The organism is Amycolatopsis sp. N2S4-7 (genome assembly GCF_058119595.1).
Genome location: NZ_CP172299.1, coordinates 3785307 through 3805744, shown reverse-complemented (window position 1 = coordinate 3805744; position 20438 = coordinate 3785307). Strand labels below are relative to the sequence as shown.

The 20438-nt window shown below is 72.6% G+C and carries 18 protein-coding genes and 1 pseudogene; 13 read left to right on the top strand and 6 right to left on the bottom strand.

Features of this window, described 5'->3' with window-relative positions:
* Positions 1 to 170: 170 nt before the first annotated feature.
* The gene (gene eccCa / locus ACH54P_RS17710; protein ID WP_489914073.1) at positions 171 to 4097 is read right to left on the bottom strand and encodes a type VII secretion protein EccCa; all 3927 of its coding nucleotides are present in this window, start codon (positions 4095 to 4097) and stop codon (positions 171 to 173) included.
* A gap of 143 nt (positions 4098 to 4240) precedes the next feature.
* Here eccCa and ACH54P_RS17705 point away from each other — a divergent pair, with 143 nt between their 5' ends.
* From ACH54P_RS17705 to eccD, 6 genes are read left to right on the top strand one after another with little or no spacing between them, the layout of a single operon-like run.
* Positions 4241 to 5011 carry a WXG100 family type VII secretion target gene (locus ACH54P_RS17705; RefSeq protein ID WP_489914071.1) on the top strand — a complete coding sequence of 257 codons (771 nt, stop codon included), beginning with the start codon at positions 4241 to 4243 and terminating at the stop codon, positions 5009 to 5011.
* A 34-nt stretch (positions 5012 to 5045) separates the two neighbouring features.
* Positions 5046 to 6092, top strand: coding sequence for a WXG100 family type VII secretion target (locus ACH54P_RS17700; protein WP_489914069.1), 1047 nt, complete (start codon positions 5046 to 5048; stop codon positions 6090 to 6092).
* A 2-nt stretch (positions 6093 to 6094) separates the two neighbouring features.
* Complete coding sequence (locus tag ACH54P_RS17695; RefSeq protein WP_489914067.1) at positions 6095 to 7456, top strand: WXG100 family type VII secretion target; 1362 nt, start codon at positions 6095 to 6097, stop codon at positions 7454 to 7456.
* Entirely contained in the window at positions 7456 to 7926 is a 471-nt protein-coding gene (locus tag ACH54P_RS17690; protein WP_489914065.1) for a hypothetical protein, read from the top strand. Before ACH54P_RS17695 ends, ACH54P_RS17690 begins: the two co-directional genes overlap by 1 nt.
* Entirely contained in the window at positions 7923 to 8243 is a 321-nt protein-coding gene (locus tag ACH54P_RS17685) for a YbaB/EbfC family nucleoid-associated protein (RefSeq protein WP_489914063.1), read from the top strand. The genes ACH54P_RS17690 and ACH54P_RS17685 overlap by 4 nt, the downstream gene beginning before the upstream one ends.
* Positions 8243 to 9616 (top strand): type VII secretion integral membrane protein EccD, encoded by a 1374-nt coding sequence (gene eccD, locus ACH54P_RS17680; protein WP_489914061.1) that lies wholly within the window; start codon positions 8243 to 8245, stop codon positions 9614 to 9616. Before ACH54P_RS17685 ends, eccD begins: the two co-directional genes overlap by 1 nt.
* A 497-nt stretch (positions 9617 to 10113) precedes the next feature.
* On the opposite strand, the gene ACH54P_RS17675 is transcribed toward eccD, so the two are convergent.
* Together ACH54P_RS17675 and ACH54P_RS17670 are read right to left on the bottom strand one after the other, a co-directional pair.
* Positions 10114 to 10662, bottom strand: coding sequence for a DUF1062 domain-containing protein (locus ACH54P_RS17675; protein WP_489914059.1), 549 nt, complete (start codon positions 10660 to 10662; stop codon positions 10114 to 10116).
* Between the two features lie 180 nt (positions 10663 to 10842).
* The gene (locus ACH54P_RS17670; RefSeq protein WP_489914057.1) at positions 10843 to 11898 is read right to left on the bottom strand and encodes a type VII secretion protein EccE; all 1056 of its coding nucleotides are present in this window, start codon (positions 11896 to 11898) and stop codon (positions 10843 to 10845) included.
* 142 nt (positions 11899 to 12040) lie between these two features.
* Between ACH54P_RS17670 and eccB the strand changes: the two genes are divergently transcribed.
* Genes eccB through ACH54P_RS17655 form a run of 3 tightly spaced genes read left to right on the top strand, consistent with a single transcriptional unit; the run spans position 12041 to position 14813 of the window.
* On the top strand, positions 12041 to 13462 hold the full coding sequence (gene eccB, locus ACH54P_RS17665; protein WP_489914056.1) for a type VII secretion protein EccB: 1422 nt from the start codon (positions 12041 to 12043) through the stop codon (positions 13460 to 13462).
* 11 nt (positions 13463 to 13473) lie between these two features.
* Positions 13474 to 14169, top strand: a complete 696-nt coding sequence (locus ACH54P_RS17660) for a response regulator (RefSeq protein WP_489914055.1) — start codon at positions 13474 to 13476, stop codon at positions 14167 to 14169.
* A complete protein-coding gene (locus ACH54P_RS17655) occupies positions 14166 to 14813 on the top strand; it encodes a response regulator (protein ID WP_489914054.1) in 648 nt (215 codons plus the stop codon). The genes ACH54P_RS17660 and ACH54P_RS17655 overlap by 4 nt, the downstream gene beginning before the upstream one ends.
* On the opposite strand, the gene ACH54P_RS17650 is transcribed toward ACH54P_RS17655, so the two are convergent.
* On the bottom strand, positions 14810 to 15604 hold the full coding sequence (locus ACH54P_RS17650) for a carbon-nitrogen hydrolase family protein (RefSeq protein ID WP_489916484.1): 795 nt from the start codon (positions 15602 to 15604) through the stop codon (positions 14810 to 14812). The genes ACH54P_RS17655 and ACH54P_RS17650 overlap by 4 nt on opposite strands.
* A 94-nt stretch (positions 15605 to 15698) precedes the next feature.
* Between ACH54P_RS17650 and hisD the strand changes: the two genes are divergently transcribed.
* Genes hisD through hisB form a run of 3 tightly spaced genes read left to right on the top strand, consistent with a single transcriptional unit; the run spans position 15699 to position 18717 of the window.
* Entirely contained in the window at positions 15699 to 17021 is a 1323-nt protein-coding gene (gene hisD / locus ACH54P_RS17645; RefSeq protein WP_489914053.1) for a histidinol dehydrogenase, read from the top strand.
* Positions 17021 to 18121 (top strand): histidinol-phosphate transaminase, encoded by a 1101-nt coding sequence (locus ACH54P_RS17640; protein WP_489914051.1) that lies wholly within the window; start codon positions 17021 to 17023, stop codon positions 18119 to 18121. The genes hisD and ACH54P_RS17640 overlap by 1 nt, the downstream gene beginning before the upstream one ends.
* Complete coding sequence (gene hisB, locus ACH54P_RS17635) at positions 18118 to 18717, top strand: imidazoleglycerol-phosphate dehydratase HisB (RefSeq protein ID WP_308675145.1); 600 nt, start codon at positions 18118 to 18120, stop codon at positions 18715 to 18717. Before ACH54P_RS17640 ends, hisB begins: the two co-directional genes overlap by 4 nt.
* Here the strand turns inward: hisB and ACH54P_RS17630 are convergent.
* Positions 18714 to 19451 (bottom strand): MBL fold metallo-hydrolase, encoded by a 738-nt coding sequence (locus tag ACH54P_RS17630; RefSeq protein ID WP_489914050.1) that lies wholly within the window; start codon positions 19449 to 19451, stop codon positions 18714 to 18716. The genes hisB and ACH54P_RS17630 overlap by 4 nt on opposite strands.
* 17 nt (positions 19452 to 19468) lie before the next feature.
* On the opposite strand from ACH54P_RS17630, the gene ACH54P_RS17625 reads away from it, so the two are divergent.
* Entirely contained in the window at positions 19469 to 19627 is a 159-nt protein-coding gene (locus ACH54P_RS17625; protein WP_489914049.1) for a hypothetical protein, read from the top strand.
* Between the two features lie 84 nt (positions 19628 to 19711).
* Here ACH54P_RS17625 and ACH54P_RS17620 read toward each other — a convergent pair.
* Positions 19712 to 20336, bottom strand: a pseudogene (locus ACH54P_RS17620) (IS110 family transposase); the annotation flags it as partial.
* Positions 20337 to 20438 lie beyond the last annotated feature (102 nt).

The window sequence follows — 20438 nt, the reverse complement described above, 5'->3', positions numbered from 1 at the left end:
CCGTCTTCCCATCGGGACGCCGGGGCGGGCATTACGGAAATGCGCGGTGACCTATCTCACATTCCTCACGGACAGTCCGGATGGTTAGTGTGAGAAAACCTGTCGGGGCCGGAGATGCCCGAGAGGTGATTTCGCTATTCGCGAACGAATTCTTCCGGGTGCCCGGGAATTCACGATTCCGCGGGTTTGGTCCAGGCCACCTGGACGAGGCCGGTGCCGTGCCGGCGCGAAACCAGCGTGCCGCGGCCCGGTGGCTGCGGGGACGGCTTGACGTCGGCCAGCAACGCGCCTTCGTCCTTCGTGCCCGACATGATCAGGCCGGGGGAGCCCAGTTCGCGCAGCCGCTGCAGCACCGGCTCGAACAACGCCCGGCCCGCGCCGCCCGACCCGCGGACGATGAGCACGTGCAGGCCGATGTCGCGGGCCTGCGGCAGGAACTCCAGCAGTGGCTGCAGCGGGTTGCGGCCGACGGTCGCCACCAGCTCGTAGTCGTCGACCAGGACGAACAGCTCCGGGCCGCGCCACCACGAGCGGTTGCGCAGCTGCTCCGGCGTCACCTCGGGGCCGGGCAGGCGGTTGCGCATGGCCTGCGCGCACTCGGCGATCAGGTCCGTCAGCTTGCCCTCGGCGCCCGCGTAGCCCAGCAGGTGCGGTTCGGACACCGCGCCGAGCAGGCCGCGGCGGTAGTCGGCGACGATGATCGCCGCTTCCTCCGGCGTGTACGCCGAGGTGATGCCCTGGGCGATCGCCCGCAGCAGCGAGCTCTTGCCGGACTCGACGTCGCCGAAGGCCACGAAGTGCGGGTCCGCCGCGAAGTCCAGGTACACCGGGCGCAACGTCGACTCGGCGATGCCCAGCGTGACCTGCTTGCCCGGCGCCGCGGGCAGCGTGTCGAGCGGCACCTCCGGCGGCAGCAGCCGGACCTGCGGCGCGCGCGGTCCCTTCCACGCCTCCGAGATCCGCCGCACGAGGTCGACGCCGCCCGCGCCGATCGTCTCCGGGCGCTGGTCGCCGTCGATCCGCGGCAGCGCGGCCAGGAAGTGCAGCTTCTCCGCGGTGATGCCGCGGCCGGGCCGGTCGGCGGGGACGTTGACCGCGACCTTGCGGTCGATCGAGGAGTCCATCGGGTCACCCAGCCGCAGCTCGAACCGCGTGCCGATGGCGTCGCGCAGCTGCGCGCGGACGCCGATCCACTGGTTGAGCGAGACGATGACGTGGATGCCGAAGCCGAGCCCGCGCGCGGCCAGCCCGGTGATCTGCTCCTCCAGCTGCTCGTACTCCTGCCGGATCGTGGTCCAGTTGTCCACGAACAGGAACACGTCGCCGAACTCGCGGCCGTCGGTGCTCTCGGTGAACTCCGCGCGCCGCTGGCGGAACGTCGTGATCGACTCGATCCCGTTGGCGGAGAAGAACTCCTCGCGCTGTTCCAGCAACGTCGTCAGCTCGGCGACCAGCCGGCGGCAGCGCTGCGCGTCGCGGCGGGTGGCGTAACCGGACGTGTGCGGCAGCCCGGCGATCGGGGCCAGCGCGCCACCGCCCATGTCCAGCACGAACAGCTGCACCTCGGCGGGGGTGTGGGTCAGCGCGAGCATGCCCGCGATGTCCTTCATCAGCGTCGACTTGCCGCTCTGCGGAGCCCCGACGATCAGCGCGTGCCCGCCCGCGCCGGAGAAGTCCGCCCACATCAGGTCACGGCGTTGCTCGAACGGCTTGTCGACCAGCGCCACCGGGATCGTGAGCTTCCCGTTGCCGCCCCAGCCGAGCGGGCAGAGGCCGCGCGCGGCGTCCTCGCCCAGCGGCGGCAGGAGCTGGTCCAGCGTCGGCGGTTCGGCCAGCGGCGGCAGCCAGATCTGGTGCGCGGCGGGTCCGCGGCCCTCCAGGCGCGCCAGCATCGCGCCGATGATCGTCTCGCCGGTGCCGTCGGTGGCCGGCGTCTCGGAGACCTCCGTCGTCACCGGGATCTCCACCGGCGCCAGGGAGAAGGGCAGCACGCCGAGCTCCTGGCCGTCCTCGCGCACGACCGTGCTGCGCGGCGGCAGCTCCCCGGAGACGTACGCGGCCTTGAGCCGGATCAGCGTTTCGGTGTCGGACTTCAGGTACGCCGACCCCGGCACCGGGGGCAGGTGGTAGGCGTCGGCGACACCCAGCACAGCCCGGCTTTCGGCCGCGGAGAACGTCCGCAGCCCGATCCGGTACGACAAATGGGAATCGAGCCCGCGCAGCCGGCCCTCTTCCAGCCGCTGCGACGCCAGCAGCAGGTGGATGCCGAGCGACCGCCCGAGCCGGCCGATCGCGACGAACAGGTCGATGAACTCCGGCCGCGAGGAGAGCAGCTCGCTGAACTCGTCGATGATGACCAGCAGCGACGGCAGCGGGTCGAGCGGCGCACCGTCCGCGCGGGCCTTCTCGTAGTCGCGCACCGACGCGTAGTTCCCGGCCGCGTGCAGCAGTTCCTGCCGCCGCAGCAGCTCGCCGTTGAGCGCGTCGGCCATGCGGTCGACCAGCGCGAGGTTGTCGGACAGGTTGGTGATGACGGCGCACGTGTGCGGCAGCCCGGTCATCCCGGCGAAGGTGGCGCCGCCCTTGAAGTCGATCAGCGCCAGGTTGAGCGTCTCCGAGGAGTGCATCACGGCCAGCGCCGTCACCAGCGTCCGCAGCAGCTCGCTCTTGCCCGACCCGGTCGCGCCGATGACCAGGCCGTGCGGCCCCATGCCGCCCTCGGCCGACTCCTTGAGGTCCAGCTCGACCGGACGGCCCTCCGGGTTGACGCCCAGCGGGATCCGCAGCCGGTCGCGCGCCGCGCGCGGCGCCCACGTCACGGTGGTGTCGGTGTCGCGCGGGTCGCCGATGCCGAGCAGCCCGGCCAGCCCGAACGTCGCCGACATCGGCTTCTCGCCGACGACCGCCGCGGGCGTGTGCAACGGCGTCAGCATCCGGGCCAATGCCTCGGCGGCGCCGCGGTCGAGGGTGTCCGGGCGGCCGAGGAACCCGAGCCGCTGCTCGGTGGCGTCACCGACGACCATGCCCAGGGACTCGGGTGCGGTGTGCAGGCTCAGCAGCCGCTCGGTCGAGTACGTCCGCGGGTGCTCCGTCCCGATCTCGAGCACCGTGACGCCGAGCCGGCCGTCCTCGCCGATCAGCCGGGGCTCGCCGTGCGCGTTGCCGCCGTCGACGACCACGATCAGGTGCGGGAGGTCGAGCTCGGCGGCCGCGCGGCGGCTGAACGCGGGGCGCTCGCCGAGATCCGCGCCGAGCAGCTCGGCCAGGCCGGCGGCCGAGTCGGCGGCCAGGCGGCGGGAGCCGACGGCGTCGGTCGCGCCGGCCGCGGTCGCGTGCGGCAGCCACTTCGCCCATTCCCAGTCGTGCTGCCGGTCCGGCGGCACGCACAGCGCGACCCGCAGGTCGGAGGGGGAGTGGAAGGTGACGAGCTGGCACAGCAGCGCCCGCGTCAGGCCGAGCACGTCCGGCCGCCGCCCGGCGACGGTGACCGCGGCGAACGACCGCAGCGACAGCGCCACCGGCAGGCCGTCGACCGTCGAGTAGGTGCGGATGAAGTGCTTGAGGCTGGTGGAGGACACCGGGTCCAGGTCCTCCAGCGGCACCGTCTGCGGCGCCTTGAGCGGGGTCGCCAGCCGCTGCGGCCCGGTGCCCGCGCGGACCTGCGCGAACTGGCCGTCGGTGCGCCGCCGGTCCCACAGCTTCCCGGTCTCGACGTAGGCCCACAGGTCGGCGGGGTCGGGCTGGACGGCGATCATCGCCGCGCGCTGGCCGTCGGCGATGTCGCGGACCTGGGCACGCAGCCCGGAAAGGTACCGCTGGTAGTCGCGGCGTTCGTCGTTGATCTGCGCCTTCTTCGCCATGCCGCCGCGGCCCAGCGACATCACGACCATGCCGCCCATGGCACAGATGAACAGCGCGCCGAAGATGTAGGTCATCACGCCGCCGTCGCGTCCGATGTAGACGAACGACATCGCGCCCATGCCGAGCATCATCGGCAGGAACATCATCAGCTGCATCATCCCGCCGGACGAGCTCTTCGGAAGCATCGGCGGCGACTGCAGCACGATCTCGGAAGGACGCTCGGGCGAGAGGCTCATGCGGCAATGCTCCAGCGGATCGGGGCGGCTCTGACCGGTATTTTGGCCACTTACCGACACGCCGCGGTGGGTACTTTTGCCGTCCGCCCGCTTCCGGGGCCGAACTTACGCTCTGCCGAGCAGCCACCCGCGGAAGGAGAGCCATGGCCGGCGAGTACCGGGCGGAGCCCGAGGCGATGCGCTCTGCCGTCGGGAACGTCGGCGGCATCATCGCCCACGGCATCAACGCCGTGGCCGACCTCGAACGGCTCGTCGTGCAGCCGATGTCGTTCGCGAGCTTCGGCAGCGCGGTCGCCGCCGCGAACGCCGCCCTGCACTCGAGCCAGGTCACCGCGGTCCGCACGCTCCTGCAGCTGCTGCAGCAGGTCAACGGGCTCGTCAAGGCCAGTGCCGACGCTTACCAGGCGGCCGACCAGGACGTCGCCTCCGGCTACGGCGGCGGGCACGCGGCGACGGGCGGCGCGTCCTCGATCTGGGGGAGCCCGCACGCTTCCGAGCTCGCCACGCTCGCCATCAACGACAGCGCGGGTGCCCGCGGCGAGCCGTCGTCGGTCGGGAACGTGCTGCGCTACCTCGGGGACGCCCGGCTCGGCCGGCTCGGCGACCACCCGATCACCGACGCCCGGTTCCACGGCGTCGCCGACTTCAACGACTGGCTCGCCGGCGACACCGACAACCAGGCGCGGGTCGGGCTGATCGAGGTCTACGCCGGCACCGCGCGCACGTTCTCCGACGTGCCCGGCGGCGTGCACAGCGGCGACGTCGTGGTCGTGGAGCCGCTGCTGTTCTCCGACCGCCAGCCGGTCATCGGCGTCGCCGGCGACGGCGGCCGCCTCTACAACCACGGGCTCCTCGACGCCCGCATCAGCGGGCTGGCGAAGGTCAGCGTGTACCGGCCCGCCTCCGTCGTCTGATCGTCCGCTCTTCCAGAACCTGTGAGGTCGTCCGATGCTGACTTTCCCGAACTCCAGCGCGATGGACGCGACCGCGTCCTCGGGCGGGCCGATCACCATCCTGCCGCAGATCGTCACCGGTCAGCCGGAGCAGATCGCCCGGCACGTGCTCGACCTGGTCAAGAAGGCCGAGCAGTTCCTGAGCATGTACACCGAGCTGAACAAGGCCGCCGACCAGCTGGGCAAGATCTGGTCGGGCGCGGCGAGCGAGTCCGCCCTGAAGAAGATCAGCGACTCGCTCGACCAGCTGCGGAAGATCATCGACGTCGTGCAGAAGGGCGCCGAGCTGCTCGGCGTCTCCGGCACCCTGATCAAGACGGCGCAGGAGGCCTACCGCGCGGTGGTGTCGGCGGTGAACCCGACGGTCGCCGCGCTGATGTCGAACTGGTGGACCTACGGCGCGGCGGTCGCTTTGTCGACCGCGACCAGCGCGTCGCTGCGGGCGTTCATCACGGCGATCGGCGCGCTGCTCAAGGCGCTCGGCGCGGTCGACCTCGCCCAGCAGGTCACCCAGCTGGCGCAGGTGATCGGCCAGATCGAGAAGCTGTTCCACCACGACTCCGGCAGCTCGGGCGCGACGACGCCGTCGATCGGGAACACCCCGGTCACGGCGCCGCAGACCCCGCCGCCGGTGGCCAGTTCGGCCGGGCAGCAGGCGGTGGCGGGCGGGAGCGGCGGGGGGATCCCGCAGCAGCCTTCGTTCACCGACTACACCCCGCCCGCGCTCGCCACCGGCGGCGGTTCCAGCGGCACCGGGGTGCCGGTGACCGGCAACGGCACCCCGCTCGACCCGGCGAACAGCTGGATCGCCGTCGACCCGGCGCGGAACGGCGCCACCGTGCCGACGCAGCCGGCGCCGGTGCCCGCGCCTTCGCCCGCTCCCGTGCACGGTGCCGACGAGGTCGTCATCCACACCAACCTCACCACCGGTGAGTCCACTGTGGAGGCTCCGGGCGGGCAGGACTTCGACATCGACATCGCGATGGACTACAACGGCAAGCACTTCAGCCAGCACGTCGGCTACGACGCCGCCGGGAACTAGCCGTGTGGTCCTCGGGGGTTGTCGACGCGTCGGGGGTGGTCAGCTCCGTGCTGTCCGGGTACCGGCGCGTCCTGGTCGAATGCCGGCGACGCGTCACCGGTGACCCCGGCGCGCTGAGTGCCGCGTCGCAGCGGGTCGCCACCCAGGCCTCGACGGTGTCGGGCAAGGCGAAGGAGATCGGCGAGTCCGCGAAGACGCTGCACGCGGACTGGGACGGCGACGCCTACACCGCGTTCGCGACCGCGGCCGGCGAACTGGGCGGGGAACTCGCCGACGCCGCCGCGAAACTGGACGACCAGGCGAAACGGCTCGCCACCGCGGCGCAGCTGGTCCGGTCCGCGAAGGCCGCCGTCGACTCGATCATCGCCCAGTTCGACCAGTACGCCGCCCAGCTGACCGCGCAGGCCCGCGCGGTGAACTCCGGCTCGGTCGGCGCGTTCATCCAGGCCGCGCGGCAGCTGGGGGAGCGGAGCGTCGAAGCCGCCCGCCAGGTTGTCGACGAGTTCGCCGACGCCCTCGCCGAGCTGTTCCCGCCCGACGGCGTCGGACGGCTCGAGCACGAGCTGGGCAAGTGGGCGCGCGGCCCGCTGCACTGGCTCAACGGCGAACCGCTGGACGGCCGGAAGCGGCCGCGGACCGTGCCGTCGTGGTTCGGCAACTCCGGCTGGAAGAAGCTCACCTGGGACGGCCTGGAAGGCACCCGCGCGCCGAAGAAGGCGGACACGCCGTTCGGGCGGCCGGAAGCCGACGGCCTGAAGGAGAAGATCGGCCGCAACACCGAGATCACCTACTACAAGTTCCAGCACGAGCAGGACGGCCTTTCCCCGGAGTACGACGGGAAGATCACCTCGAAGGGCTGGGACGCCGGCGCGTCCGGGCACGCGGAACTGGCGGCCCTGCACGGCGAGGCCGAAGCCAAGAAGGAGTGGGGCGTCGCCGAAGCCCACGCCAAGGGCACGGTGTTCGCCGGCGGCGAGGTCAGCGCGTCCGGCACGATCGGCGCGCACGGCGTCGGCGCCCACGCGAACGCCTTCGTGGGCGGGAAGGTCGAGGGCGAGGTCGCCGCGGACGTCGCGGGCATCGGCGTCGGCGCGAACGGCACCCTGCAGTACGGCCTCGGCGCGCAGCTCGACGCCCAGGCCGTCTACGACGCCGGGCATATCAAGGTCAACTTCAAGGCCGGTGCCGCGCTCGGCCTCGGGCTCGGCGTCGGCGCGAAGATCGACATCGACCTGCCGAAGCTCGGCCACACGATCGGCGAGTACGGCGGCGCCGCCGTCGACGCGGTCGGCCACGCGGCGTCCGACGCGGCCGACGCCGTCGGATCCGCCTGGGACGACGCCGTTGCGTACGTGGGGCTGTGATGACCCTTCCCCTCGACTTCGTCATCCCGGACGGCTGGACCGCCGTCGACCCCGGCGACTCGGGCGCGGTGTTCGTCGCCGTGCACCCGGAGCCGGGCGAGGAGTTCACGCCGAACATCACCGTGAGCGTGCAGCAACGGCCCGACGACGCCTCGATCGACGCCATCGCCGCCGAAGCCGTCGAGCGGCTGTCGCGCACGCTGGCCGGGCTCGACGTGCTGAGCCGCCGCGACGTCGGCGACCCGGCCGCCCCCGGTGTCATGCAGCTGCTGCGCCTGCGCACCGGCGAAGGCACCGAGCTGATCCAGACCCAGGTGCACCTGACGGTCCCCGGCGCGGCGCCGGACGACCGGCTGGTGCTCGAGCTCGCCTGCACGGCCGCGCCCGCGACCGCGCGGCGGCTCTCACCCGGTTTCCAGCGGTTCGTGGGCAGCCTCCACGTCCGCCAGCACGAAGGGACACAACAGTGACCGATCCGTACGCGGTGCCCGACATGGACGAGCTGCTCGCGCAGGTGCGCAAGCAGACCGAAGAGGTCCAGCGGATCCAGCGCACGGTCGAGGCGATGGAGGTCAAGGCGCACTCACGGCAGAACGAGGTCACCGTCACCCTCCGCGGCGACGGCCGGTTCACCTCGATCGACATCGATCCGCGCGCGATCCGCGAGTTCGACGCCCGCAACCTCTCGGAGATCGTCCTGGAGGCGGTGAACGCGGGGCTGCAGAAGCTCGCGGAGGCGTCCAACGCGAAGTTCGCCCCGGTGATCTCGGCCGCGAAGAACGTCTGATGACGGCCGCGTCCCTGACGGGGACGACGCGCCGGGTCACGGTGGTGACACCGAGGGCCCGGGTCGACGTCGCCCTGCCGCAGCAGTCGACGTTCGCCGAGCTGGTGCCGCAGCTGGTCCGGCTGGCCGGAGCCGCCGGGCAGGCGTCGGCCGAACACCCCGGCTGGGTGCTGTCCCGGCTGGGCGGGGCACCCCTCGCCCTGGGCCTCAGCGTCGCGGCGGCCCAGATCCGCGACGGCGAAGTGCTGCACCTGACCCCGCGGGAGCGCCCGCGGGGTCCGCTGCTGTTCGACGACGTCGTCGATTCGATCGCCAGCGTCGCCGACTCCTCCGGCGGCTGGGGGCCGTCGGTGGCGCGGCGGTCCGGGCTGGTGGCCGCGGTGGTGCTGCTGCTGGCCGGCGGGCTGCTGGTGCAGTCGGCGGCGTCCGGCAGCGTGCTGGCCTCGGTCGGGACCGGGCTCTTGGCGTTGGTGCTCCTGCTCGGCGGTGGCGCGCTGAGCCGGGCCTATGGGGACGCCGAAGCCGGCGCGGCCGGTTCCCTGGCCGGCGTCGGCGTCGCGTTGCTGGCGGGGATGTCGGTGCTGCCACCGCACCCGCTGTTCTCCCTGTCGGCGGGTCCGCTGGCGGCCGGGTTCGCGGCGGTGACGGTGTACGGCGTGCTGGCGGCGGTGTCGGTGGCCGACCGCCTGCCGTGGTTCGTGGCGATCACCGGCGCGGCGGGCCTCGGCGCCCTGACGACGGGGGTCGTGCTGCTGGCGGGCGTCCCGGCCCGCTCGGCGGCGGCGGTCGTCGCGGTGCTCGGCACGGCACTGGCGGCGGTGGCGCCGATGCTGGCGCTGCGCCTGTCCCGCCTGCCGCTGCCCCGGGTCCCGGACGACATGGCGGCGTTCCGCGCGGACGAACAGCCGTCACTGGGCGACGAGATGATCGGCCGCACGTCCCGCGCACAGGCGGTGCTGACGGGGTTGCTGGTGGCCCTGGGCCTGGTGGTCCTGTGCGCTTCCGTCGTGCTCGCGACGGGTGGTCCCTGGGAGGCGGGCCTGGCCGGGCTGCTGGGAGTGGCCTGGATCCTGCGCTCCCGGTCGTACGCGGGCAAAGCGCAACGCCTGGTGCTGGTGGGTTTCGGCGTGCCGGCGCTGGTGTGCGCCGGGGTGTGGCTGGTGGCGTCGGGCAACCGCACGGCGGTGTTCGCGGCGGGCTGCGCGGTGGTCCTGGCGGCGGCGATCTGCCTGGTGTACGCGACACGGGTGGCCCGCGGGCTGCGTTCGCCTTACTGGTCGAGGCTGCTGGACGTGTCGGAGTTCCTGGTGCTGCTGTCACTGGTGCCGTTCGTCGCGATGATCGCGGGGGTGTACGAAGCCGTCCGCGGCTGAGGGCCTGTCCGGAGGAACACCCCTGGACAGGCCCCGCGTTCACGCCCGAGCTAGCTGATCAGGGCGGGCACCACAACCGCCGCGGCGGCCGCGCACCGGCGTTCGACCGGTCGCTACCGCGGCCGCAAGGTCGTCGAACGCCGCCGCACCACGCCTGAGCATGGGCGTGGCCTCGCCACGCGCTGCGACAAACTCGCCATCGTCGACCGCGCGGGGATCACCTGGTTGTCCGCGGCTGCGGGGCTGCCCGTCGGAGCACCGCCGGATAACCGGCGACGGCACGGGGACACTGTGCCGCACGCTTGCGCGGACGCGGCCGGGCGGATCGTTCGGGCAGTCTCGGTCGACTCTCCAATGCCGTGCCCGAGCCACCTGATCAGATCGGGCACCACAAACGCCGCGGCGGCCCCATCGTCGACCGCGCCGGGATCACCGGTCGTCCGCGGCTGAGGGCCTGTCCGGAGGAACACCCCTGGACAGGCCACGCGCTCAGCGTTTCAGCGTTTCAGCGTGAAGGTGAAGTCGCCGGAAACCCGGCCGTCCAGCCGGATCGCCGACACGAGCTTCCCTTCCGTGAGCAGCCTTCCGACCTCCGCCCGGGGCAGAGCGCACCCTTCGGCGATCAGCCGCACCGGCCGGACCGGGATCCGGGCGGCGAAGCGGACCGACACGTCGAGCACGTCGCGGTCGAGGTGCTCCACGCCGCCCGTGTCGAGGCGCCAGGCCCCGGTCCAGTCGAGGGCGATGCGGTTGCGGCGCCGCAGCACCGGGTCCTGGAGCAGCTCGGCGGCCAGGCCGGGGTCGTTGTGGTGCAGCCGGTCCAGCAGCTCGGGCCGCACGGACCGGACGTTCGTCCGTTCCAGGACGGTGAGCTTCACGGTGTCCCCGCACGTGGTGCAGAGCGCGAGGAGCCAGGCTTCGATCAGCTTGTGGTGGGCGTTGACGCGGAACTTGCCCGTCGTCCGGAAGTGTTCCGACGCGCACGCGTGACAGCGGCGGCGGACGAGCGGCAGGCAGGTGGGCAGGACAGTCCAGGTGGTGAGCACAGGAGTACACCGGTTCTCGTGAGAAGTCCGCAGCAAAAGGCGGCGCGGCGCACAGGTGCGTCGCGCGAGGAGTTCAGCGCTCGGGTGTTCTCACGCGAGGTACAACGGCACGTCCTGGACTGGGCGACTCGGGCTGCCGGCACGGTAGCGGCGCGCGGGGCGCCGTTCCACCGGTTTTTTTCAGGAGTCCAGCGCGAGGGGCAGGGTCCGCCGGACCGCGGAACCGTGTCGTCCGTGCAGCGGGACCACCGGGATCCCCGGCGCCGGCACCGGAGCACCCGGCCGCGCCCCGACCCGGATCGTCACCTGAGCGGTCTCCCGCCCGCCCGGCGTCCGCGTCAGCGTGTACGACGTCGCCGTGAACGCCGCCCCCGGCACCGCGAAGTCGACCACCTGCGCCGAACGCGCGGTGAAGCACACCTGCGCCGCGGTGCCCCACGTCCACGAACGCCAGCGGTCGGGCTCACCACCCGGCGCCCCCTGGACGCCCAATGCCACGCGAAGCTCCTTCGCCAGCTCCCCGGCCTCCAGCACCGTGCTCGGGTACCCCGCCTCGGCCAGCGCGCCCATCAGGCTCAACGCCGCCGACGCCGTGCTCCGCAACGCTCCGAGGTCGCCGCCGCCCCGGGCCAGTGCCGCGATCGGCGCCAGGTCCGGCCGGTAGCGGACCGCCAGCCAGCGGACCCGCAGCACCTGCTCGCCGTGCGGGATCGCCCACGTCAGCAGCTGGGCCGAAGCCAGCGGGACGTCCGTGCGCTCGTAGGCCGCGCGCAGGATGTCCACCAGCGCCGCCGGCGACGGCGAACCCGCGCCCGGCGTCAGGCGCACCAGCGCGCTCCACCCGCCGTCGACCTCGGCGACGCCGAAGCGGTTGCCCGCGCGGTCGACGTGCTGGCGCACCTGCACCGGCCCGGCGACCCGGTGCAGCGGGTCCGGGCTGTCCCGGCGCGTGTCGTGACGCCGCAGCCGGAACGCCGTCCAGGTCACCGCCCAGCCCGCCAGGTGCCGCCCGGCGACCCGCACCGACGTCAGCAGCACGACCAGCCCGGCCAGCACGCTGACCCCGATCCGCACCGGTTGCGTGACGCCGTCGACCAGCCACGCGAGCAGGACGGCGATCCCGGCGAGTTCCCAGACCGCGGCCTGCAGCGGCCGGATCGGCAGCAGCCAGGGCAGCGGTGTCGCGGCGGGCCGGGACGGTGCCGGGCGGACGGTGCCGGCGGTTTCGACGGACACGGGCTCCCCTTTCCCCTGGCCTGCGACGCTACTGCCTCCCCAGATGCCGCGTGGGCGTAAAAATTACCCTCGCCGCCCCCGGTACGGGTGCTTAGCATCGAGCACTCGGGAGGACGACGCACACAGCCGGGGGCACAGCAGCGTGTGGACGCAGCGGGACCAGATCCAGGCGTACCAGTTCCTCCGCCGCAGGCTCGTCTCCGCGCTCGTCGCCGCCGACGCGAACCACCCCGTCTCGCCCAGCCGCCGGCTCGTGCTGGGCACGGTGCTGGGCCTCGTGGCCGCCCTGCTCGTCACCGCCGTCTTCGGCATCATCGGCCTGCTGAACCCCTCGGGCGGCAAGGACTGGCTGGCCGGCGGCAAGGTGATCGTCGAGGAGGGCACCGGCGCGCGGTTCGTGCTCGGCGCCGACGGCGTGCTGCACCCGGTCCTCAACTACGCCTCCGCGCGGCTGCTGGCCGGCGGCAACGGCGACGCGACCGTGTCGGTGTCATCGGAGAACCTCGGCAAGGCGGGCCGCGGTGCGCAGATCGGCATCCCGGGCGCGCCCGACTCGCTGCCGGCGTCGAGCGCCCTCGTGACCACCCCGTGGACCAGCTGCAGCCGCACCACCCAGGACGCGCCCGCCTCCGAAGAGCCGCGCACCGCCGTCCTGCTCGCCGCGCCCGCGTCCGGCGTCGAACTGCCCCGCGACCAGGGCGTGATCGTCCGGCTGCCGCAGGGCGAGAAGTTCCTGCTCGCCGGCGGCCGGCGCTACAAGCTGAGCGGTGAAGCGGCGACCGCGCTGCAGTTCGACAGCTACCCGACGATCGCGGTGTCTTCGCGCTGGATCGACACCGTCCCGGCGGGGCGCGACCTCACCGCGCTGCCGGTCGGCGGCGCCGGCGACCGGGGGCCTGCGGTGGGCGGGCGCGACACCCGCGTCGGCGAAGTCCTCGCCGTCGTGGACGCGATGGCCGCGCCCGGCACCGCGACGTCGTACTACCTGGTCCGCCGCGACGGCCTCGAGCCCGTCGGCCAGACCGAAGCGAGCCTGCTCGTGACGACCGAGGCCAACGCGGCCGCCTACCCCGGCCCGCCGGCGCCGGTCGAGGTCCGCGCGGCCGACGTCGCCGCCGTCCCGAAGGTCGGCGCGCCCCGCGCCGGCGGCGCCGACCCGGCGGCCTACCCCGACCGCATCCCCGGCAAGGCGCCGATCACCGGCGGCGCGGTGGCGTTGTGCGTTCAGGGCAGCCGGTTGCTCGTTTCGGCCGAATTTCCGCTTCCCGTTGGCGCCAAGGCAATCCAGGTCGCCACCCGGACCGAAGCACGGGTGGCGGACGAGGTGTGGGTACCTCCGTCGGGGGGAGCCGTCGTCGTCGAATCCGGCTCGGCCACCACGTACCTGGTGACCGACACAGGCCGGAAGTACCCGGTGGTGACCGCGCAGGCGCTGGCCTCGCTCGGCTACGGAGGAGTGGCCAGGCCACCGGTCGCAGGTAGTTTGCTGGCATTGGTGCCGACGGGCCCCGCGCTGGACCCGGCCACGGCCGGGCGGCCGGCCCCGTCGGGTGGAACGGGGTGAAAGTCGTGCAAATGACAGAAGAGCGTTCGACCGAGGGTGAACTGGGCCAGGGGCGGGTCCGGGTCGCGGTCATCGAAGACCACCCGCTGTACCGCGTCTCCGTCGAACGCGTGCTGGCCGAAGCCGGCTTCGTCGAACTCGGCGCGGTTGTCGATTCGGTCGCGCGGTTCCACGTGCACCGGCAGCCACCGGGCAGCGTGGTGCTGCTGGACCTGGGCCTGCCCGGCGTCGCGGGCGCGGCGGCGGTGCTGGAGGTCTGCGAGCTCGGCCACCACGTGCTCGTCGTCTCCGCCCAGGCGGAACCGGAGGTCGTGCTCGGCGCGATCGCCGCCGGGGCGCGCGGCTTCCTCTCCAAGGACGTCGACGCCGACGAGCTGCTGATCGCGATCAAGACGGTCGCCGACGGCGGCGCGTACGTCTCGGCGGTGGTCGCCGGGATGATCATGAAGGACAACGCCGACCGGCCGGTCGCGGGGGCCGAGGTCGAGCTGTCGCCGCGTGAAGAGCAGGTGCTGCGGCTGGTCGCGGCGGGGGAGCGGGACGTCGACATCGCGCTGATCCTCGGCATCGGCGTGCGGACGGTCCGCGGTTACCTCGACCGCATCCGCGACAAGACCGGCGAACGGCGGCGGCCCGGCCTGGTCAAGGAGGCCATCCGGCGCGGCCTCATCGGCGGCTCCGGCCCCCGGCGCGGCGGCCGGAAATGAGCGGCGAAACGCCGTCCGCGCGGCGGATCCACGTCGGCGTGATCGAGGACCACCCGCTCTACCGGTACGCGCTGACCCGCGTGCTCACCGAAGCCGCGGACATCGAGCTCGGCGCGGTCGCCGACTCGGTGGCCCGGTTCGCGGTCCAGGACCAGCCGGCGAACAGCGTCGTCGTGCTCGACCTCAAGCTGCGCGGCGTCCAGGACGCGGCCGCGGTCCTGGAAGTGGGGCACATGGGGCACAAGGTGCTGGTGGTGTCCGCGCACGCGGAACAGCCGGAGGTGCTCGGCGCGATGCAGGCGGGCGCGAAGGGCTTCCTGTCCAAGGACGTCGACGGCGACGAGCTGCTGCGCGCGATCCGCACGATCGCCGACGACAACGCGTACGTGTCGCCGACGCTGGCCGGGATGATCATCCAGGACAGCGAAGAGCGCCACGCCGGGCCGAAGATCGTGTTGTCCGAACGGGAAAAGCAGGTCCTGCGGCTGGTGGCGGCGGGGGAGCGGGACGTCGACGTCGCGGAGATCCTCAACATCAGCGTCCGGACGGTCCGGTCCTACCTCGACCGGATCCGCGACAAGACCGGCGAACGGCGACGCGCGGGCTTCGTGCGGGTCGCCATCCGCGAAGGCCTGCTCCGCTAGAGACGGCGGTTGGCCAGGGCTCCCGTCGCGGCGCGGGCCTTGGCCGACACCGCCGGATCCACGTCCACCAGCAGCGTCTCCGGCGCCGCGCCGGCCTGGGCCACCACCCGGCCGAAGCCGTCGGCGACCGTCGAATACCCGATCCCCGTCGGCGCTTTCGGGTTCACCGAGATACCGGTCGCCGCCGGGTCGGCCTGGCCGCAGCCGAGCACCCAGCAGCCCGAATCGAGCGCCCGCGCCCGCACCAGCACCTCCCACTGGTCGCGCTTGCCCTCGCCCGCGCCCCACGACGTCGGCAGCAGCACGACGTCGGCGCCGTCGTCGGCCAGTGCGCGGAACAGCTCCGGGAACCGCACGTCGTAGCAGGTCGCCACGCCGAACACGACGCCGTCGAGCTCGAAGGTCACCGGGGTCGTGCCGGGCGCGACCGTGTCGGACTCGGCGAAGCCGAACGCGTCGTAGAGGTGGATCTTGTCGTAGCCGCGGTGGTGCCCGCCGCCGGTGATCAGCAGGGTGTTGCGGACGCGGCCGTCCCCCGCCGGGGTGAACATGCCGGCCACGACGACGACGTCGTGCTCGGCCGCGAGCGCCGCGACCGCCGACGCCCACGGCCCGTCCAGCGGCTCCGCGACCGGCTCCAGCGGACGCCCGAACCGCGCCATCGTCGCTTCGGGGAACACGACGATCCGCGCGCCTTCGGCGGCCGCCGCCTCGACGCCTTCGCGAACCAGCTTCAGGTTCGCCTCCGGTTCGTCACCCGAGTTGACCTGGCACAACGCGATTCGCGCCACCGCTGCCTCCTGCATGCTGGGATCCGCCGTCACTCCGCCGCACCAAGGAGTATCGCTGAATACCCGCTCGACGTGACCTCGTACCCTGGAGGGCATGTTGAACCGCACCGACCTGCGCGGGCAGGTCCCGACCGCTGCCGAACTGCGCGCCACGCTGCCCCGCGCCGAATACGACGTGGACGCGGCGCTGCATCACGTGCGCCCGGTGGTCGAGGCGGTCCGCGACCGCGGTGTCGAAGCCGTCCTCGAGTACACCGAGAAGTTCGACAAGGTGCGCCCGGCGTCCGTGCGGGTGCCGCGTGCTTCGTCGACGCAGGCTTTGCAGCAGCTGGACCCGGCCGTGCGCGCCGCGCTGGAGGAGTCGATCAGCCGCGCCCGCAAGGTGCACGCGGAGCAGCGCCGCACCGACGTCACGACCACCGTGGTCGAGGGCGGCACGGTCACCGAGAAGTGGGTGCCGGTCGAGCGCGTCGGGCTGTACGCGCCGGGCGGGCTCGCCGTGTACCCCTCGACCGTGGTGATGAACGTCGTCCCGGCGCAGATCGCCGGCGTCGCGTCCCTCGTCGTGTGCTCGCCGCCGCAGGCCGCGTTCGGCGGGCTGCCGCACCCGACCATCCTCGCCGCGGCCGAGCTGCTCGGCGTCGAGGAGGTGTGGGCGGTCGGCGGCGCGCAGGCCGTCGCGCTGCTGGCGTACGGCGGCACGGACACCGACGGCGCTGAGCTCGCCCCGGTCGACATCGTCACCGGGCCGGGCAACATCTACCTCACCGCGGCGAAGCGCCTGCTGCGCGGCCTGATCGGGATCGACTCGGAGGCCGGGCCCACCGAGATCGCCATCCTCGCCGACGAGACCGCCGACCCGGTGCACGTGGCCGCCGACCTGATCAGCCAGGCCGAGCACGACCCCCTGGCCGCGAGCGTGCTGGTGACGACGTCGGCCGACCTGGCCGACGCCGTCGACAAGGTGCTGGTGAACCGCGTCGCGGCGACGAAGCACACCGAGCGCGTCGCCGAGGCGCTGGGCGGCAAGCAGTCCGGCGTGATCCTGGTGTCCACTGTGGACGACGGCCTGCGCGTCGTCGACGCCTACGCCGCCGAGCACCTGGAGATCCAGACGGCGGACGCGCGCGAGGTCGCCGCCCGGGTCCGCAACGCGGGCGCCATCTTCGTCGGCGCGTACGCCCCGGTTTCCCTCGGCGACTACTGCGCCGGGTCGAACCACGTGCTGCCCACCGGCGGGTTCGCCCGCCACTCCTCGGGCCTGTCCGTGCAGAGCTTCCTCAAGGGCATCCACGTCGTGGACTACTCCGAGGACGCGCTGCGCGAGGTCGCCGGCCGCGTCGTCGCGCTGGCCGACGCCGAGGACCTGCCCGCGCACGGCGAGGCCGTCACCGCGCGCTTCGGAGGTTCGGTCTGATGACGATCGGCGAAGAGGTCACCCTGGATCAGCTGCCGCTGCGCGAAGACCTGCGCGGCAAGTCGCCGTACGGCGCGCCGCAGCTGGACGTCCCGGTCCGGCTCAACACGAACGAGAACCCGTACCCGCCGCCGCCCGAGCTGGTCGCCGACGTGGCCGAGGCGGTCCGCGCGGAGGCCGCCGAGCTGCACCGCTACCCGGATCGCGACGCGCTCGCGCTGCGGCAGGACCTGGCCGACTACCTGAGCGTGTCGACGCGCGTGGTGCTGTCGGAGGAGAACGTGTGGGCCGCCAACGGGTCCAACGAGGTCCTGCAGCAGATCCTGCAGGCGTTCGGCGGTCCCGGGCGCAGCGCGCTCGGCTTCGAGCCGTCGTACTCGATGCACCCGATCATCGCGTCGGGTACCCGCACCGAGTGGCTCCCGGCGCCGCGGCGCGCCGACTTCACGCTGGACACGGCCGAGGCGGCGGCGGTGATCCGCGACCGGCGTCCGGACGTCGTGTTCGTCACCAGCCCGAACAACCCGACCGGCGGTTCGATCCCGCTCGACGAGCTGCGCTCGGTGCTCGACGCGGCGACCGGGATCGTCGTCGTCGACGAGGCGTACGCGGAGTTTTCCTCGCAGCCGAGCGCGGTTTCGCTGCTGGCCGACTACCCGGCTTCGTTGATCGTCTCGCGCACCATGAGCAAGGCGTTCGCGTTCGCGGGCGGCCGGCTCGGCTACCTGGCGGCGGCCCCGGCGGTGGTCGACGCACTGCAGCTGGTCCGCCTGCCGTACCACCTTTCGCGGCTGACGCAGGCGGCGGCGCGGGCGGCCCTGCGGCACGCGGACGCCACTTTGGACAGTGTGCACAAGCTGGCCGCGGAGCGCGACCGCGTCGTGGAGGCGTTGGCCGGGCTCGGGTTCGACCCGGTGCCGAGCGACTCGAACTTCGTCCTCTTCGGACGGTTCGCCTCGCCGTCGGCGGCCTGGCAGTCGTATTTGGACCACGGAGTGCTGATCCGCGACCCGGGCATCCCCGGGCACCTGCGCGTCAGCATCGGCACCCCCGAAGAGAACGACGCCTTCCTCGAGGCGAGTAAGGAAGTCTCGCGATGACCCGCATCGGCAAGGTCGAACGGACCACCAAGGAGTCCTCGATCTCCGTCCAGCTCGACCTCGACGGCACGGGCGAGGTCGAGATCTCGACCGGCGTCCCGTTCTACGACCACATGCTGACGGCGTTCGGCGTGCACGGTTCGCTGGACCTCAAGGTCGAGGCGACCGGCGACGTCCACATCGACGCGCACCACACGGTGGAGGACACGGCGATCGTGCTCGGCCAGGCGATCCGCCAGGCCCTGGGCGACAAGAGCGGCATCCGCCGCTTCGGCGACGCGTGGATCCCGATGGACGAAACGCTGGCCCACGCGGCGATCGACGTCTCGGGGCGGCCGTACTGCGTGCACGTGGGTGAGCCGGAGCAGTTCAACACCTTCACGATCGGCGGCAACTACCCGTTCGTCCTGACGCGCCACGTGTTCGACTCGCTGGCGTTCCACGCGCAGATCGCCCTGCACGTCCGGGTGATCCACGGCCGCGACCCGCACCACATCGCGGAGGCGGAGTACAAGGCGGTGGCACGAGCCCTGCGCGCGGCGACGGAGCCGGACCCGCGCGCGGGCGGCATCCCGTCGACGAAGGGCGTGCTCTAGACCTCGAACACGCCGCCGGGCTCGGCAACGCCGATCGGTCCTTTGTGGATCATTCGAGCGCGCCCGGCGGCGTCTTCGCGGGTCAGGAACGGGCCGAGGTGGGTGAGCACGAGCCGCCCGGCGCTCTTTGCGGCGCGGGCCGCATCTTCCGGGGTGAGGTGCACGGCCGACGGCTCGGGGCCGTCCGCCTCGCAGAGGAACAGGTCAGCACCGTTGGCGAGGTCGGTGAGCGCGGCGCACGGACCGGTGTCCCCGGAGTAGGCGAGCACCCGATCACCATCGGTGACGCGGACCCCGAAGGCCGGAAACCCATGCTCGACGGCGGTCGTGGCCAGGGTGAGCCCGTGGACCTCGGCCAGGTGCCCGTCGTGGAGTTCGTGCACCTGAAAGGCCTCCCCGATCGGCGCAGGCCCGGCGTTGCTGAGAAAGGCCGCGAGCCGCTCACCGATCCCGGGCGGCCCGTAGAGCGGAATAGGCCGCGGCACCCGGAGATCGGCGTAGAGCAGCGCGTAGAAGGCGGGCAGCAGATCGGCAACGTGGTCGGCGTGCAGGTGCGAGATCCAGATGGCATCGACCTCGCTGAGTGCGGTGTGAGCCTGCAGAGCGGCGAGGGTGCCGGGCCCGGCGTCCAGCCAGAGGGTGGCGCTCGCGCTGCGAACGAGGTACCCGGAGCAGGGCTCACCGGGCCGCGGATAGGGACTGGCACTGCCCAGCACGATCAGCTCGAAGGACATGTGGCACCCTAACCACCGTGAGCAAGGAAGTGGTCGCGGTCCTGTTGCTGGCCCTGGGCGGATTCCTCATCGGCGGGGTCTATTCAACCTGGAAGACGGCCAAGTTCATGGCGGTCGTCCTGGGGGTAGCGGCCCTGCTCGCCCTGGGCGGCGCAGCGTTCTGGTTCTTGAGCTAGCCGCGGCCTCCCCACCAGCCAAGCCGGCCCCCACCCTTCCCTGGGTGTCCCTATGTGGTTGTCAAGCCGCAGCGGGGGCGGAGTGGGTTCGGGGTGGCGGTAGTGGGTGCCGTTGCGGAGCGTGGCGTAGAGGCCGGAGCTGGCGAAGTTGGAGGCGTCGCCGACCTCGAGCAGGATGCGGGCTGCGGTCCTGACGCCGGGATGGTGACAGTCTGCTCACCCAGGGGTGGTCATGATCGCTTCGGCCAGGTGCTCGCCCACGCGGGCGGGTGGACTTTGGCGTTGCGGCGAGTTTGCGTCGGCCTGCCTTGGCGATGTCGGCCGGTCCGTCGCAACGCGACAGGATTTCCAGCATCGCCGGGTGGCTGAGCTTGGGTCCGATTGCCGGTTCGAGGGCGGGGTGGATGTCAGTCAGCAGGCCGCGGATGCGGTTGGCGATGCGGCGCATCGCCAGTTCAGGCAGGTAGGCCACCTGATGCCCGGCTGCCCGGGCGACCGCGACCGGCAACGCCCCGATCGTCGCGGGCCGGTCGACCACAACCAGAAGTGGTCCGTGCGCTGCGAGCTTGTCGAACAAGGCCCGGAGTTTCGGTTCGGTGTTGGGCAGCGGCTCGTGGTGCAGCCGCTTCCCGTCCGGGTCGAGACCGACCGCGTGATGCTCGCCTTTCCGACCTGGTGATGGCCGTGTCCCGATCAGCGGTCCCTCGATGCCACCAGACCCGGTGACAACCCCCCCCGGATCATGCCTGCGACTGGGGGCGACCACAGCTCCTGATCAGGAACTACGGAAAAGGCAACGGGGACGGCCCCT